15 protein-coding genes are annotated in these 14,986 nt (G+C 61.2%); 11 read left to right on the top strand and 4 right to left on the bottom strand.

Translation table 11 applies throughout. The features are described from left to right. Positions 1–5 precede the first annotated feature (5 nt). From DevBK_RS07130 to DevBK_RS07115, 4 genes are read right to left on the bottom strand one after another with little or no spacing between them, the layout of a single operon-like run. Positions 6–1,187, bottom strand: a complete 1,182-nt coding sequence (locus DevBK_RS07130; protein ID WP_317184933.1) for a Xaa-Pro peptidase family protein — start codon at positions 1,185–1,187, stop codon at positions 6–8. After that, a complete protein-coding gene (locus DevBK_RS07125; protein WP_317184932.1) occupies positions 1,184–2,266 on the bottom strand; it encodes an Ldh family oxidoreductase in 1,083 nt (360 codons plus the stop codon). Before DevBK_RS07125 ends, DevBK_RS07130 begins: the two co-directional genes overlap by 4 nt. A gap of 3 nt (positions 2,267–2,269) precedes the next feature. Further along, entirely contained in the window at positions 2,270–3,148 is an 879-nt protein-coding gene (locus DevBK_RS07120; RefSeq protein ID WP_317184931.1) for a DUF4438 domain-containing protein, read from the bottom strand. After that, positions 3,145–4,026 carry a DUF4438 domain-containing protein gene (locus tag DevBK_RS07115; RefSeq protein ID WP_317184930.1) on the bottom strand — a complete coding sequence of 294 codons (882 nt, stop codon included), beginning with the start codon at positions 4,024–4,026 and terminating at the stop codon, positions 3,145–3,147. Before DevBK_RS07115 ends, DevBK_RS07120 begins: the two co-directional genes overlap by 4 nt. Before the next feature lie 194 nt (positions 4,027–4,220). Between DevBK_RS07115 and DevBK_RS07110 the strand changes: the two genes are divergently transcribed. Genes DevBK_RS07110 through DevBK_RS07060 form a run of 11 tightly spaced genes read left to right on the top strand, consistent with a single transcriptional unit; the run spans position 4,221 to position 14,977 of the window. Continuing rightward, positions 4,221–5,741 carry a carboxypeptidase M32 gene (locus tag DevBK_RS07110; protein WP_317184929.1) on the top strand — a complete coding sequence of 507 codons (1,521 nt, stop codon included), beginning with the start codon at positions 4,221–4,223 and terminating at the stop codon, positions 5,739–5,741. Positions 5,742–5,755: 14 nt separating this feature from the next. Then, positions 5,756–6,958, top strand: coding sequence for a pyridoxal phosphate-dependent aminotransferase (locus DevBK_RS07105; protein ID WP_317184928.1), 1,203 nt, complete (start codon positions 5,756–5,758; stop codon positions 6,956–6,958). 9 nt (positions 6,959–6,967) lie between these two features. Next, positions 6,968–7,453, top strand: a complete 486-nt coding sequence (locus DevBK_RS07100) for a VOC family protein (protein WP_317184927.1) — start codon at positions 6,968–6,970, stop codon at positions 7,451–7,453. 5 nt (positions 7,454–7,458) lie between these two features. Then, the gene (locus DevBK_RS07095) at positions 7,459–8,460 is read left to right on the top strand and encodes a M14 family metallopeptidase (protein ID WP_317184926.1); all 1,002 of its coding nucleotides are present in this window, start codon (positions 7,459–7,461) and stop codon (positions 8,458–8,460) included. Positions 8,461–8,482: 22 nt separating this feature from the next. Then, positions 8,483–9,391 carry a polysaccharide deacetylase family protein gene (locus tag DevBK_RS07090; RefSeq protein WP_317184925.1) on the top strand — a complete coding sequence of 303 codons (909 nt, stop codon included), beginning with the start codon at positions 8,483–8,485 and terminating at the stop codon, positions 9,389–9,391. Continuing rightward, a complete protein-coding gene (locus DevBK_RS07085; RefSeq protein WP_317184924.1) occupies positions 9,388–9,873 on the top strand; it encodes an ureidoglycolate lyase in 486 nt (161 codons plus the stop codon). The genes DevBK_RS07090 and DevBK_RS07085 overlap by 4 nt, the downstream gene beginning before the upstream one ends. Beyond that, positions 9,870–10,769 (top strand): dihydrodipicolinate synthase family protein, encoded by a 900-nt coding sequence (locus DevBK_RS07080; RefSeq protein WP_317184923.1) that lies wholly within the window; start codon positions 9,870–9,872, stop codon positions 10,767–10,769. The genes DevBK_RS07085 and DevBK_RS07080 overlap by 4 nt, the downstream gene beginning before the upstream one ends. Next, positions 10,766–11,443, top strand: a complete 678-nt coding sequence (locus DevBK_RS07075) for a GntR family transcriptional regulator (RefSeq protein ID WP_317184922.1) — start codon at positions 10,766–10,768, stop codon at positions 11,441–11,443. The genes DevBK_RS07080 and DevBK_RS07075 overlap by 4 nt, the downstream gene beginning before the upstream one ends. Beyond that, positions 11,440–12,345, top strand: coding sequence for an NAD(P)-dependent oxidoreductase (locus DevBK_RS07070; RefSeq protein ID WP_317184921.1), 906 nt, complete (start codon positions 11,440–11,442; stop codon positions 12,343–12,345). Before DevBK_RS07075 ends, DevBK_RS07070 begins: the two co-directional genes overlap by 4 nt. Further along, positions 12,342–13,418 carry a Gfo/Idh/MocA family oxidoreductase gene (locus tag DevBK_RS07065; RefSeq protein WP_317184920.1) on the top strand — a complete coding sequence of 359 codons (1,077 nt, stop codon included), beginning with the start codon at positions 12,342–12,344 and terminating at the stop codon, positions 13,416–13,418. The genes DevBK_RS07070 and DevBK_RS07065 overlap by 4 nt, the downstream gene beginning before the upstream one ends. Next, complete coding sequence (locus DevBK_RS07060) at positions 13,415–14,977, top strand: ABC transporter substrate-binding protein (protein WP_062631187.1); 1,563 nt, start codon at positions 13,415–13,417, stop codon at positions 14,975–14,977. The genes DevBK_RS07065 and DevBK_RS07060 overlap by 4 nt, the downstream gene beginning before the upstream one ends. Positions 14,978–14,986: the final 9 nt, after the last annotated feature.

The following is a 14,986-nucleotide window of genomic DNA, read 5'->3' as shown; positions in this document are numbered from 1 at the left end:
GGTCCTCAAAGCGGAATGACGCGCTGGTCAATGGGAAGGGTCGCGAGCAGGCGCGAGGGGATTTCGACGTAATTGTCGTGGACAATCATGGTGTTGATGGTGCGGTAGCCGTCGCGGCCGGGGCGGTAGACGCCGGGCTCGTTGGAGAAGACCATGCCAGCTTCGATGGTGGTCATATCGCCCGGTGCAAGCCAGGGCGCTTCGTGGCCTTCGAGCCCCATGCCGTGACCGATACGGTGGCGGATAGTGTCGCCGAGGCCCGCTGATTTGAGCGCATCGAGGGCGGCTTCGTTTACATCCTGGCAACGTTGACCCGGCTTTAGCGCGGAAACGGCGGCATCATTGCAGTTGGCCATGGCGGTCATGACATGGCGCTGGTCATCGCTCATTTCACCGACGACGAGCGTGATGCCGCTTTCGGCATGATAGCCGCCGAGACTGGCGCCAATGCCGGAGATGATCGTGTCGCCATATTCGGGAACGCGGTGGCTGGTCGAGCCATGGGGCAGGGCAGCGCGGGGACCGGAATGGACCGACGCGGTGATGCCGAGCTTGGTGCCGGCAAAGGCGGCGCCGTAATCGCGCTTCAGGGCTGCAAGGGCAAAACCGGTGCAATCGGCGAGGAGGTCGAGTTCGCTGCCGCCATTGCGGATGATGGTGCCGGCTTCGCTGGCAAGGCGGAAGAGGCAGAGGTCGGCGTAGCCGGCGGCGACGCGCGTGAGTTCGAGCTCTTCGGCCGTTTTGATGAAGCGCAGCGGCGCAGCGAGGTCTTCGAGGACGATTGCGTCGGCGAGGGTATTGAGCGTTGCGAGAAGGCGTGCGTCGAGCGTGTCGATAGCGATGCGCCGGGCCTTGGATTGGCACAGCATCCAGGCGATCGGATGAACGAGGCCGGGGAATTCTTCGTATGTCGCGAGTTCGACGCCTTCGACCGGCTCCGCATTTTCAAGTTCGAGCAAGGGCACGAAGAGAAGCACCGGGCCATCGACGGGCACATAGAGCCCAATTGGGCGCTCGTTGACCGAGAAGTTGAAGCCGCAGGCATAAAAGACATTGGCCGGCGAGAGCAGCAGCACGCCATCGACGCCGCGCCACTCGGCGGCGACGCGAAGGCGGGCCTGCACGTCCTGCCGGAAGGCGTGGCCCAGCGGCCGGACTGGTTTGACGGGGGGCGCCTGCAGGGTCACAGCCGGACCTCGTTATAAGGGCCAATCGCCTGAATTGCGGATTTGAGTCCGAGTTCCTTGCCGAGAGCGACGAGGTCGGCGAGCACTTCATCGTCAAGCGGCACGCCTGCAGCTGATTTCCGGGCAACGCGCCGTGCTTCCTGCTCGCCGGGTATGAGAACTTCCGAAAAACCGGGCCGTGTCTGGCGCGATTTGACCATTTCGGAAAATTCGCCCATGCGCGCCTTAAACTCGTCGAGCGGCATGAACCATTCGATATCGATGGCCGTGAGGCTGTGCGAGACATCGAGTTTGGCCGGGTCGGCATAGGGCGTAAGGCCAAAGCCGCCGCCACCGATCACGCCGGTCAAAACGTCGGTCATGAAAGCAAGGCCATAGCCTTTGTATTCGCCGATCGCGAGGAGGGGGCCCTTCATTGCAGCATCGGGATCGTCGGTGACTTCGCCCGCAGGTGTCAGGGCCCAGTCGAGCGGCATCTTTTTGCCCTCGCGCGAATGCCACTGCATCATGCCCTTGCCGGCGGTGGTCAGAGCAAAATCCATGACGGCGGGAAAGCCGAGATTGGTCGGGGCAGCGATGCCCCAGGGATTGGTGCCGACGGCGCCTTCGCGTGCGCCCCAGGGCGCCATTTCGGGGCCGGCATTGGTATAGGCGATGCCGATGCAGCCCGCTTCCATGGCCTGGCACGCATGGACGGCGGACGAGCCATAGTGCGTCGAATTGCGGACGATGACCTGGCCGATGCCGCAGACCTTTGCTTTCTCGATGGCGAGTTTCATCGCCTTGGCTGCGGCGACAGTGCCGATGCCGTTATGGGCATCGACGAGGGCGAGGGCTGGGCTTTCCTTGACCAGTTCCCAAGGCGCGCGGGGATCGACGAGCTTTTCGCCGATCCGTTCCTGATAGCGGCGCAGGCGGCGGACGCCCTGGCCGTGGCCCGGATGGAAGCGCAGTTCGGAAAAGATCAGCGCATCGGCAAAGATGCGGGCGTCTTCAGGCGTAAGCCCCAAGGCTTCAAAGCCTTCGGCCATGAAGCTTTCTAGGCTAGGCTTGTCGACGCTGGTCAGGGTGATAGCCACAGGTCAGGCCTCGAGCTTAAGGAGCGAGGCGATATTGGCGCTCGCATCCTGATAGGCGCCAAGTTCACCCCTGGGCGCGGTCATGATCACGGTCATGCCGGGGCCATAGCCGGAGCGCGGGCCATCGGTCTGGCCAACAATGCCGATGCTCGTGGCGCCGCGGAGGTAGCCATGATTGTAGCGGCTGTCAGTGTTTTCGATGGCGACGACATCGCCGAGCTTGAGCTGGTCGAGGCCGGCTTCGGCGAGGGCCGCCTTGTCGGTCGACTGCATGTGAAGGCTGCCGCCTTCGCTCGTGAGACCAGCGCCCGCGCCGACAAGAAAGGCTGGGACAGTAGCGACCACGCCGAACTTGAGCACGCCGTCTTCGACCTTACTTGGCAGCACCTTCAACAGGTCCGGCGACAGGCCCTTGCAGGCGATGTTTTCGTGGCCGTGAATAGAAATGCCCGTGCCATAGGACTTGACGAGGATCTGGTCCCCAATCGCCATCTTCTTCCGGACGTCCTTGGGGAAGTGGACGATTACCTGCTCGGAGAATCGCCCCGACTTTCCGGTGACGACGCCCTTGGCGCCTTGGGCCTGACCAGTCATCACCGTCGCGGTATTGCCAAGGCACGCAAAGACATTGAGGCCGCGATTTTTCAGATCGTCGCTACCGCGGATCGACACGCCGGGATGGATGCAATCCGCCGCCCAGCCAAAGGCGCGATCGCCAACCGAGACGTTGTAGACGATGCCGCCCCAGGCCGGCAGCAGGAAGGGCGTGCCATCGGCCGCGAGGCGATAAGGCTCTGCGGGAAGGCCCGGAAAGCCGGGATGGGCGATGGTGCCGCCAACCGAAACGGCAACGAGATCGGCTTCGTTGAAGGAAACGGTCATTTGGCGGCTCCGATACGGAAATAGTTGGAAATATTCGCGGTCGGATCGATCTCGAACTCGATACCGCCAGCGGCGCAGCTCATCAGCGTCATGATCCCCGGCCCGTGGCCCGTCATGATCGAGTCGCCATGGATGCAGATGGCGATGGAGACGGCGCCCTCGCGATAAGAGCGACCGAAATGGTGGTCGGCGTGGCGGATGGCGATGATGTCGCCCAACCGCATCTGGTCGATGCCGAGATCCGCCATCAGCGCGCGATCGCCGCTCATCAGGTCCTGGTCGACATATTCGGAATTGAGCTCGGCGCCCGAGCCCATGATTTCGATGGGGAGTTCGATGGCGACGGGGAGTTTCAGGGCGCCATTGCCGGCGCGCGTCAGGCGCAGTGCGTTGAGCAGTTTGGGGCTGGTTTTCTTGAACTCGATCTGCGGGAATTCATTGAGCGAAATGCCGCGGCCGAGGGCCTCGATCTGGATTTGATCGCCGATGTTGAGGAGGTCATTCACCTCATCGGGGAAGGCGACGAGGAGCCTCGCGTGCTCTCCCGTCACCGTGCCCTTGGCGCCTTTGGCGAGGCCTGACATGACGGTCGCTTCATTTCCGACGCAGCTGAGGTAATGCAGCGCCATGTCCGATTTTTCATCGGGATGGGCGATGGAAACGCCGGGCTCGACATGGTCACCCGCCCAGCCAAATGCCCTGTCGCCGACACTGGCATTGTAGGTCACGCCAAACATGCCGGGCAGGATCACGCCCTTGCCGTCGGGGTAGTGCGTGTAGTGCCCCGGCCGCAGCGATGGCGTGCTGACATAGCCGCACACGGCCATGGCGACGAGGGTGTCGGCATTGGAGGTGAGGCCCCCCAGATCACTGCTCATTTGTGCGGTTCCACTATTTTCAGACGCCTCGTTTGCATCGCTTGACAACCTTCAGATTCCCTGACCAACATTAGCTCGTTAGATTGTCGACAATCTGATAAACGACAAATGTGCATACGGATCGGGCGTCGTCAAGCACCTGATCAACAAAGCGGCAAAAACAACCGCACTGAACAAGAAAGATAGTAAGGCCAATGAGTTACGCGCAGCTTATGGAAACTGTGGGGCAGGTGAACGACCTGCTCAACGCCCAGTCGATCCTGAGCTGGGACTCGCGCACCATGATGCCCCATGGCGGTCACGAAACCCGTGGCAAGCAGTTGGCAACGCTGTCCGTTTTGACCCGCGACCTCCTGGTTTCGGCCAATACGCGCTCCCAGCTCGACAAGGCCGAAGCCGAAGTCGCCGGCATGGCTGACGGATCTGTGGAAAAAGTCATGGTCGCCCAGGTACGCGAAGCCATCGACTGGCACCTCGCCATTCCTGCCGAACTGACCCGCAAGCGCGCCGAGCTTGGCTCCAATGGTCATGCCATCTGGGCGAAGGCGCGCGCCGAAAGCGACTTCAGTCAGTTCGCGCCAATTCTAGAACAGACGGTGGCGCTCAATCGCGAAATGGCTGAGGCCATCGGCTATAGCGAACATCCCTATGATGCACTGATGTATCGCTTCGAGCCGGGCGAAACGGTCGCGACGCTCAAGCCGCTTTTCGACCGTCTGCGCGAAGGTCTGATCCCTTTGGTGAAAGCCATCGGCGAAAAAGACCAGCCGCGCTTCGATTTCCTTGAGCGCCATTATCCCGTCGATCAGCAGCACGCCTTCGCGCTGAAAATGGCGCAGAAGGTCGGTTACGATCTCAACCGCGGTCGCCTCGATACGACGCTGCATCCGTTTGAAGTGTCGTTCACTCGCAATGACGTCCGCATCACCACTCGCTTCAATCCCAATTACATGGCGGCGAGCCTTTTCGGTGCGCTGCACGAGGCCGGACATGCGCTCTACGAACAGGGTGTCGACCCTGCTTACACGCGCACACCTTTTGCGACCGATCTGGTCGGGCTCTATGCGGTGGGCGGCGTCAGCTTCGGCGCCCATGAATCGCAATCCCGCCTCTGGGAAAACCATGTCGGCCGCAGCCGCGAATTCTGGCAGGTCAACTTTGCCGAGGCGCAGAAATTCTACCCCGAGCAACTAGCCGATGTGACGGCCGAAGAATTCTTCCGCGCCGTCAATCGCTGCAAGCCGGGCTTCATCCGCGTCGAAGCCGACGAGTTGACCTACGATTTCCACGTCATGCTGCGCACCGATATCGAAGCCGCGCTGATCGATGGCTCGCTGGCGGTCAAGGATCTGCCTGAGGCCTGGAACGCCAAGATCAAGGAATATCTGGGCCTCGATGTGCCTAACGATGCCAATGGCGTGCTGCAGGATGTGCATTGGTCATCGGGTCAGATTGGCACCTTCTGCAACTATACGATCGGCAATGTCATGGCCGGCCAGCTCTTCGAGACCGCCAAGCAGGATGCCACAATCGCATCGGGTCTCGCGACGGGCGATTATGAGCCGCTTCGGGCCTATATGGTCGAGAATGTGCACCAGCACGGGCGTCGCTACATGCGTGACGAGCTGTTGATCAAGGCGACTGGTCGCCGGCTCGATCCCGAGCCCTATATCGCGCATCTCACCAGCAAATATACCGAACTGTACAGCCTTTAGGGGAGGGGAGCGACATGCAAGCATCAGACCTGCACGCCAACCGTCTGGCCAATCGCGTCAAGCTCAAGGACGCGCATATCATCACCAAGATGACCGACATCGCCGCTGGCTTGGAGGATGTCATCAAGCTCGGCCGAGGCGATCCCGACCTCGATACGCCGGTCCATATCGTCAAGGCCGGTCAAGACGCTCTTGGCCGCGGCGAAACGCATTACGGTCACCCCCTCGGGCTGCCGGCGCTACGCACGGCAATCGCCGAAAATATCAAAGCCTATGGTGGCGCCGATTATGCCATCGACGAGATTGTCGTTACGCCCGGCGGCCAGCATGCGATGTTCGTCATTGCCCTGGCGCTACTCAATCCCGGCGACGAAATCCTGGTGCCATGCCCAGGCTACAATCCCTACGGTCAGGCCGCCGAACTCGCCGATGCCACGGTCGTCAATATTCGCATGAGCATGGAGACCAACTTCACGCTCACCGCCGATATGGTCAAAGCCGCCATCACGCCCAAGTCCAAGGTGCTGGTGCTGATCAATCCCAATAATCCCACCGGCACGGTCACGGCCCCGGACGAAGTCGAAAAAATCGCCAAGCTCGCTATCGAGCACGATCTGATCGTCATTTCCGACGAGATCTATGCGCGCCTGACCTATGGCAATCAGCGCATCCAGCCCATAGCGTCGCTGCCCGGCATGCGCGAGCGTACCATCACCCTCTCCGGCTTTTCCAAGGCCTATGCCATGACCGGCTGGCGCATCGGCTACTTTGCCGGTCCGCGCGAACTGATCGTCGCCATGGCCGAGATCAATCACGCCTTCGCCATTTCGGTCGCCTCGGTCAGCCAGCACGCCGCGCTTGCCGCGCTCACCGGGCCGCAGGATTGCGTCGAAGAGATGCGGCTCATTTATGACGAGCGCCGCAAGGCGCTCTGCGAAGGGCTGGATGCGCTGGGCATTCCCTATGCCGAACCGCAGGGCGCCTTTTACGTCTATGCCAATGTCGCCGCGACCGGTCTGCCGGCCAGCGAATTCTGCGAGCGTCTCCTCACCGAAGGCCGGGTGCTGATGTATCCGGGCACCATTTACGGCGACTACACGGACGACTTCGTCCGCATGTCGCTCACCCAGTCGGTCGATCGCATTCGCGAGGCCATGACCCGCATAGAGACCGTCGTCAACACCATCCGCGCCGAGCGCAAAGCGCCGGCAGCCTAAGGAGTCACTATGTCCGTTTCCACCAATCCAAACGTTCTCTCGATCAAGCACATGGCCTTCGGCGTCAAGGACGCGAAGAAGGCGCTTGAGGCCTATTCGAAGTTCCTCGACGTGCCGACCGATACGGCCCTTGTCGACTATCCCAAGTCCAAGAACCGCGTCGCGCTCTTTCAGTTGGGCGGCATCGAATATCAGCTCTGCCAGTCCCTCGAAGAAGGCGGACGGTTCGATGCGTGGATGAAGCAGCGCGGCGGCGCCGAAGGCCTTCACCACATCTGCTACGCCGTCGACAATATCGACAAGGCGCTCGACCATGCCAAGGCGCAGGGCGCGGACCTTCGGATCTGCCAGGCCTGCGGCGTCTATGGCTCCCACCCCCATCCCGAAGGGTTCGTCGCCTTCCTCGACAACGATGCCGGCGGCATCGAGATCGAGTTCATGCAGGTCTATACGCCTGAAGAACTCGAAAAATATAACGCCTTCAAGGGGATTTGAGCGCGATGTCTGAAGCCAAAACAATCACCGTCGGCACCGCCACCGCAGCCCCGGGCACCATCGTTCGCGGCGTCATCCCCGTCACTGAACTCGCTGGGGGCACCAAGGTCGAAATCCCACTGGTCATCGTCAATGGCACCAAGCCGGGACCGGTTTTCTGGGTCGATGGCGCGATCCATGGCGACGAGCCAGAGGGCCCGATGGCCTGCGGCATTGCCCTCAAGGAAGTCGACCCGGCGCAGCTCTCGGGCACCTTGGTTATGGTCCCCGTGCTCAACGTCATGGCCTTCGAGAATTCCAATCGCGGCAATCCGCTCGATACGTTCTCGTTTGACATGAACCGCATCTATCCCGGACGCGCCAATGGCTATCTCAGCGAGCGCGTCGCCTGGGCCCATTCGGAATGGATGAGCAAGGTCGCGGACCTTGAAATCTCCATCCACTCGGGCGGTGCGCACTCTTTCCTCGCCAAGGCCATTTTCGTCGACGAGACGCCGGCTTCGGTCGAGCTCGCGATGGCTATGGGCGAGGGCTGGGGCTGCATCATGTCCAACTTCCTGCCCAAAGGCAGCCCAATGGCGCAGATGAAGGAAATCGGCAAGACCGGGATCACGGTCGAACTCGGTGGCCGCTCCGCCACGTCGCCGGAAAAGTTCGCCGAAGTGTCCCGCCACCTCGCCGACTCCATCATCAACATTCTCCGCCACTACAAGATGTATCCCGGCACGCCGACCTATCCCAAGGACGCAACGCGCGGCCAGCAGGAGGCACTCCTCGCTCCGGCTTCGGGCATTTTCGTGCCGATCCCCGGCGTCGATTTCCTCAAGCCGATGAAGAAGGGCGATAGCCTCGCCAAGATCATCAACATCTTTGGCGATGAACTGGCCCATCTCGTTGCGCCCGCGGACGGCATGTTCTTCGGCCTTCGCGCCCTGCCAAACGTCAACACCGGCGACTGGTGCTGCTTCTTCAATAAGGTGGAAGGACCGCGTGACTGGACGCCTTGAGGCCAGGCACGGGGGCATCAACATGCGCGATTTCGTCGGCTACGCCAATCGACCACCGACCGTCAGATGGCCCGGAAATGCGGGTGTCGCGGTCAACTTCGTCCTCAATTACGAGGAGGGGTCGGAATATTCCATTGGTGAGGGCGATGGGCGGTCCGAAGGGGCGCTCATCGAAGTCAATGCCGTTCGGGTCAAGACCGGCGACCGCGATTTCGCTTCCGAAAGCATGTATGAATACGGTTCTCGCGTCGGCTTCTGGCGCGTTTACCGCCTGTTCCGCGAACGCAACCTGCCCCTGACCATCTTCGCCGCGGCCCTGGCTCTTGAGCGCAACGGCCTTGTCGCCAAGGCCATTGCCGATACCGATTGGGACATCGTCGCCCACGGCTACCGCTGGATCGAGCACTACAATCTCGATGAAGCGACCGAGCGCGAGCACATCGCCAAGGCCCATGCCAGCATCCTCGACACGGTCGGCCGCGCGCCGGATGGTTGGTATTGCCGCTATAGCCCTAGCGCCCACACACGGCGCCTCGTCGTAGAACACGGCGGATATAGCTACGATAGCGATGCCTATAATGACGAAGTGCCCTATTGGCTCACGGTCGAAGGCAAGCAGCATCTGGTCGTGCCTTACTCGCTTGTCACCAATGATGCCAAACTTCTCGCGGGCGGCGGCATCGAGACGGCGGGCGATTACGCCCAGTTCCTGATCGATACGTTCGACGTGCTGCGCGCGGAAGGGCAGGCAACGCCCCGTATGATGTCCATTGGCCTTCATCCCCGCGTGATCGGCCATCCCGGTCGCTTTGCGGGTCTCATCAAATTCCTCGACCACGTGATTGCGAGCCCTGACGCCTGGATCGCTCGCCGTTCCGACATCGCGGCCCATTGGCGTGCTGTCATGCCACCCAAGGAATTGGTCGCATGATGCAGTCGGTTGCCATTCAGTCCGGTATCTCCAGCGATCGCTTCGCCCCCTATGGCGCGATTATCGATCGCCCGGCCCAAGCCGGCGACCGCGCCTTCTATTCCCGCTGGCTTGGCGGCGAGGGTCTCGAACCCGTCTTCCACGTCAACAATGTGCCGATGACGACGATGCCGGCGCTGGTGAACCGCCTTGAACGTCATCCCCACGCGGCCCAGTGTTTCGTGCCGCTCGATGTCAGCCGGTACCTCGTCACCGTGGCGCCATCGCGTCCTGACGGATCTCCCGACCTCGAACAGGTCGAAACATTTCTCGTCCCCGGCACTCTGGGCGTCGTTTATGCGCCCGGTGTCTGGCATGCCGGTATCAGCGTCATCGATCGGGCAGGGGCCTTTGCCGTGCTGATGTGGCGCGGCGCTCATGACGATGATGTCTTCACTGACATTTCTCCGCTTCAACTTATGACCGAGGAGGGTCAGGTATGACCCGGACCCCAAAACTCTACGTCCCCGCCATCACACCCTTCGCCACCGACCTCAGCGTCGATGTCACGCGCTTCGTTGCTAATTCGAAGGCCCTGTTGAACGACGGCGCTGATGGTCTCGCGCCGTTCGGCACGACCAGCGAAGCCAATTCGATGAGTGTCTCGGAGCGGATCGACGCGCTCGATGCCTTGATCGACGGCGGCATCGACCCCAAGCGCCTGATCCCCGGCACCGGCTGCGCGGCTCTGACCGATACGATCGCGCTAACGCGCCACGCTACCGATCGCGGCTGCCTTGGCACGCTCATGCTGCCGCCGTTCTATTATAAGGGCGTCACGGACCAGGGGCTCGTTGACAGCTATTCCGCCATAATCGACGGCGTGGCGAATAGCGCGCTCCGCATCTACCTCTACCACATCCCCCAGATGACCGGCGTGCCGATCACGCTCAACCTGATCGAGCTGCTGCTCAAGAAGCATCCCGGCATTTTTGTCGGCTTGAAGGACTCCTCGGGCAATTGGGAGAACACCAGGTCGGTGATCGAGGCTTTCCCAGAGCTTGAAAGTTATTCCGCTTCCGAAGCGCTGATCCCGCAAAACGTCGCGGCCGGTGGCGCCGGCTGCATCAGCGCCTCCGCCAACGTAAATGCCCGCAATATCGTCGCTCTGATGCATGCTCTCGGAACGCCCGAAGAGGCCGAGATTGCCACCGGTGTAACGGCGGTCCGCAAGATCTTCGAAAGCCTGCCGCTCATTCCCGCGATCAAGGCGGCAACGGCCCTCCGCCATGGTGATGAGGCCTATGCGACCGTTCGGCCGCCCTTCGTGCGCCTCGGCGCAGAACACAACGACGCTTTGGCCCGGGCCGTCGATATCGCGCAAGGCAAGGCGGCATGACCATGGCAGAGACGCATGCCGACATCAGCCGCATCGAGAACGTGCCGCTCCGCGTGTCGGTCGCCGATATCATCCGCCAAGCCATCCTCAATGGCACGATGAAGCCCGGCACGCCCGTCGTCGAAATGGCACTGGCCGAGCAATTGCAGGTGTCTCGTGCGCCGGTGCGTGAGGCGATCCAGATCCTTGAGGCCGATGGGCTCATCGAAAGCGAGCCCTACAAAGGCAAGCGGGTGAAGCCGCTGACGCTCAAGGAAGTCGAAGAACTCTATAGCCTGCGTGAACAGTTCGAGGCTTTCGCCATTCGCCGCGTCGTTGAGCGGCAGGTCGATGTCTCCGAACTGCGTCGTCATTCAGCTGCCATGTTCGAAGCCGCCGAACGGGGCGATCTGGCAGCTCTCAATACCGCCGACGAAGCCTTTCACCGCACGCTGATCCGCCTTGCCGATCATCAGCTCATGCTCAGCTTCTGGGATAATCTCTACATGCGCATCCGCCAGATCATGGCCCTGCGCAATAGCGCCAATCGCGATCTCCGCGCCGTCGCCCGCAATCACCCGCCCATTATCGAAGCGATCGAAAATCGCGACATGATCCGCGCGATTTCGCTGATTTCCGACCACACCCGTTCGGCTTCTCAGATCACGCCGGAAGAATTGGGGATTGCGCGATGACGCGGTGTGTCCTCATCACTGGCGGCGGCGGCTTTGTCGGCTCGCACCTTGCCCAAGGCTTCAAGGCGCTAGGCGACGCAGTATTTGCCGCCGATCGCCTGTTCGACACCGCCACGCGCCAGCGCCTCGCCGGTGTCGACCTGATCGAGGGCGATCTTCTTTCGGGCGAAATGGCTCTGCCGCACGCGGACCTTGTCATCCATGGTGCGGCAATCACTACCCCCGCAGAGAGCGATGCGGCATCCGAGGACGCGCTCCTTTCAGCCAATATTGCCTTGACCAATCGGGTCCTCCGCCACGCCATCGATAGCGGTGCCAAAGACTTCGTCTTCATCTCCTCGTCAGGTGTTTTCAGCGCGACGGATGGAGATAGCGTTCACCTTGAAAGCACAGCCCCAACCGCCGACTTGCCCTATGCAAAAGCCAAGCACGCCGGGGAAGATGCCGCCACAGCCGCAACTGAACTGCGCGCGATTTCCATTCGCCTTGGCCCGATCTATGGACCAGACGAACGCCCCCGCGACACCCGCACCATCGTTTCGCCGATAAGGCGTTGGCTCAATATGGCGCTCTCCGGCGAACCGATCATCGTCGATATGCCTGCCGAACGCCGCGATTGGACCTTTGCCCCCGATCTGGCTTTGGCGCTCGACACGCTGCTGCACAAGCAACCGTCCCTTCGCGGCGTCTTTCATCTGACCTCCGGCCAGTCGATCGCCAATATCGACCTCGCCCGGATGATTGCCGACCTCGTCCCCGGGGCGCGGATCGTCATCGGCGACACCACGCGCATCGAACGTCTGCCCATGGCCAGCGATCGGCTCGACCTGTCGGCGCTCTATGAGTGGACCACTTTGCCCACCGGACTTGCCCGCATCCTCTCGGCGGAGGCCCGCGCATGAATCCCCTTCGCATCATCCTCGTCGGTCTTGGTGCCCGTGCCCAATTCTGGATGCGCGTCATCCGCGAAAATCCGGAATGCACCATTGTCGGCCTCATCGATCCTTCGGATGACGCGCGCAGTCGCGCCTTGGCACAGTGGCCTGAGGCCATTGCCAGCGCCGATCTTGATCTCATCACGACGCTCGATGCCGATTTTGTCCTCCTCGCCACCCCGCCTGGCGGGCGCGAAAGGCAGATGGAGCTGGCATGCAAGGCCGGCATTGCCATTCTCGCGGAAAAGCCATTGGCCGACAGCGTCGACCTCGCGGCGCGTTATGTCGAGATGGCTGAAGATGCCGGCGTCCCGCTCACAGTCGGCCTCAATTTCCGCTTCCTGCCCGTCACCCAGCAAACCCTGCGCCTTTTCGACGAGACGGTTGGTGCGCCCGAATTCGGCCGCTTCACCTATGAGCGCTGGCGCGATGGCTGGAAGCCGAACTTCAATAAGTATCCACTGACCATGGACCAGCCCATGCTCTGGGAACAGTCGATCCACCATTTCGACCTGATGCGCTTCGTCTATCGCTCCGAACCGGTCTCGGTTTTCGGTTCGACCTTCAATCCGAGTTGGTCGATGTATCGCGACGACGCCAATGTCAGCGCGCTCATCCGTTTCGCCAATGGCGTCGAGGTCAACTATCAGGGTCTCTGGCAGTCCAACTGGCAAAAGCCGGGGTTTCAGTGGCGCAGCGAATGCAAGAACGGGGTCGTCGTGCAGAACGACCAGTTCGGCGAACTCAACTACGCGCTCCACGCCGATACCGAACTGACCTCCGTTGAACTCCCTCCATACGAGCAGTGGATCAACGACGCCAAATCCCTCCTCGCCGCTTTCGTCGCCGCCATGCGCGGCACGGCCAATCTGCCGTGCACCGGGCGCGACCACCTCAATTCGCTTCGCATGGTTCAAGCCTGCATCCTCTCCTCTCAACAGGGCCAAGCGATCAATCCCGCCGATCTCGACACAACTGCGAAGCGAGAGACCGGCAAACCACTCCACTACTCTGCACTCCAGCAAAGGACGTCCCAATGAACACCGTGAGATATCTTCTCATGGCAGGCACGGCGGCGCTTATTCTGCCGCTTGCTTCCGCCCAAGCCGCCCCGCCTGCAGATACCCTGGTCGTCGGCATCTCCGCAGATGCTTCGACCTTTGATCCAGCCAATATTTCGAGCCGCGACAATTCCAACATCGCCAAGCACATCTTTGGGACGCTGTATGAGGTCGACCCCGAAGGCAATATCGTGCCGCAGATGGCGGAGTCCTATGTCGAGGCGGAAGACGGCAAGAGCTATACCTATACGCTCAAGCCTGACCTCACATGCGAAGACGGCGAAGCGCTGACCGCGGAAGACGTCGCCTATTCGTTCAACCGCGCCGCCGATCCCGCGAATGCCTTCACCGGCAACACGCCGGGCTTTGTTTATTCGTCGATCGGCTTTGCCGGCGCCGAAGCGCTCAGCGATACCGAGGTGAAGATCAACCTCGACAAGAAGAATCCGGTGTCCTTCGGCCTCATCGCCGAAGTGTTCATTCACTGCAAGGACAGCTACGAAAAGATGAGCCTGGAAGACGCGGCTGCCAAGCCGATCGCTTCGGGGTCCTATCGTCTCGCTTCCTGGGACCGCGGCTCGCAGGTCGTCCTTGAAAAGATCAAGGATCCGGGCAGCTTCAAGAATATCGTCTGGCGCATCATCCCAGAAGCCTCGACCCGTTCGGCCGAGCTGATCGCTGGCAATGTTGACATCATCACCAATGTCGCTCCCGACCAGGTCGAAGCCGTCAACAATTCCGGCACAGCCGAGGTCAAGTCGGTTCAGGGTACCCGCCGCATCTATGTCGGCTTCAATATGAAGGACTCATTCGCCACGGGTACGCCGGGCGGCGAGGCCATCCAGAAGACCGACGTTCGTGTTGCGCTGCAATATGCGGTCGATGTCGAAGCCATCTGCAAGCAGCTCCTCAATTTCGAGTGCACGCGTGCGACAGGTCTCGTCAATCCACCCAACGACAACAAGAGCTTGAAGCCCTATCCTTATGATCCGGATAAGGCCGAAGAACTGCTCGACGCTGCCGGTTACCCGCGTGGTGCAGACGGCACCCGCTTCGAAATCAATTTCCAGGCGCCCCGTGGCCGTTACCTCAACGATGCCAACGTTGCTCTCGCCATCGGCCAGTATCTCAACGACATCGGCGTCAAGACCAATGTCGAGCTGATGGAATGGGCATCGGTCTATGTGCCGCTGATCCAGAAGCATGATGTCGGCCCGATGTTCCTCCTCGGTTCGGGTGGTGGCACCTGGAGCGCGCTCTATGACATGGCCGATCTCTCGGCTGTCGATGCGGGCACCAACTATACCGAATGGAAGAACCCGGCTTGGTTCGATGGCTGGGCGGAAATCGCCGCTGCCAAGACCCCCGAGGAGCAGCGCGTCGTTATCGATCGCATGCTCGATGTCTTCTACAACGATCCGCCGTGGCTGATGCTCTACTTCCAGCCCGATTTCTACGGCGTGTCCAAGCGGGTCACCTTCGAACCGCGCCGCGACGAAAAGGTCTACCTGTTCGACACCGCACTCGCCGCACAGTGACGCACTTCG

The organism is Devosia sp. BK (genome assembly GCF_032907385.1).
Lineage (GTDB): Bacteria > Pseudomonadota > Alphaproteobacteria > Rhizobiales > Devosiaceae > Devosia.
This window is presented reverse-complemented; position numbering and strand designations above follow the sequence as displayed.

Bases quoted from the DNA above. Each gene is read 5' to 3' on its own strand.
- DevBK_RS07075 (WP_317184922.1), top strand. From the start codon at position 10,766: ATGACCATGGCAGAGACGCATGCCGACATCAGCCGCATCGAGAACGTG.
- DevBK_RS07085 (WP_317184924.1), top strand. From the start codon at position 9,388: ATGATGCAGTCGGTTGCCATTCAGTCCGGTATCTCCAGCGATCGCTTC.
- DevBK_RS07090 (WP_317184925.1), top strand. From the start codon at position 8,483: ATGCGCGATTTCGTCGGCTACGCCAATCGACCACCGACCGTCAGATGG.
- DevBK_RS07120 (WP_317184931.1), bottom strand. From the start codon at position 3,148: ATGACCGTTTCCTTCAACGAAGCCGATCTCGTTGCCGTTTCGGTTGGC.
- DevBK_RS07115 (WP_317184930.1), bottom strand. From the start codon at position 4,026: ATGAGCAGTGATCTGGGGGGCCTCACCTCCAATGCCGACACCCTCGTC.
- DevBK_RS07100 (WP_317184927.1), top strand. From the start codon at position 6,968: ATGTCCGTTTCCACCAATCCAAACGTTCTCTCGATCAAGCACATGGCC.
- DevBK_RS07095 (WP_317184926.1), top strand. From the start codon at position 7,459: ATGTCTGAAGCCAAAACAATCACCGTCGGCACCGCCACCGCAGCCCCG.
- DevBK_RS07110 (WP_317184929.1), top strand. From the start codon at position 4,221: ATGAGTTACGCGCAGCTTATGGAAACTGTGGGGCAGGTGAACGACCTG.
- DevBK_RS07070 (WP_317184921.1), top strand. From the start codon at position 11,440: ATGACGCGGTGTGTCCTCATCACTGGCGGCGGCGGCTTTGTCGGCTCG.
- DevBK_RS07080 (WP_317184923.1), top strand. From the start codon at position 9,870: ATGACCCGGACCCCAAAACTCTACGTCCCCGCCATCACACCCTTCGCC.
- DevBK_RS07065 (WP_317184920.1), top strand. From the start codon at position 12,342: ATGAATCCCCTTCGCATCATCCTCGTCGGTCTTGGTGCCCGTGCCCAA.
- DevBK_RS07105 (WP_317184928.1), top strand. From the start codon at position 5,756: ATGCAAGCATCAGACCTGCACGCCAACCGTCTGGCCAATCGCGTCAAG.
- DevBK_RS07060 (WP_062631187.1), top strand. From the start codon at position 13,415: ATGAACACCGTGAGATATCTTCTCATGGCAGGCACGGCGGCGCTTATT.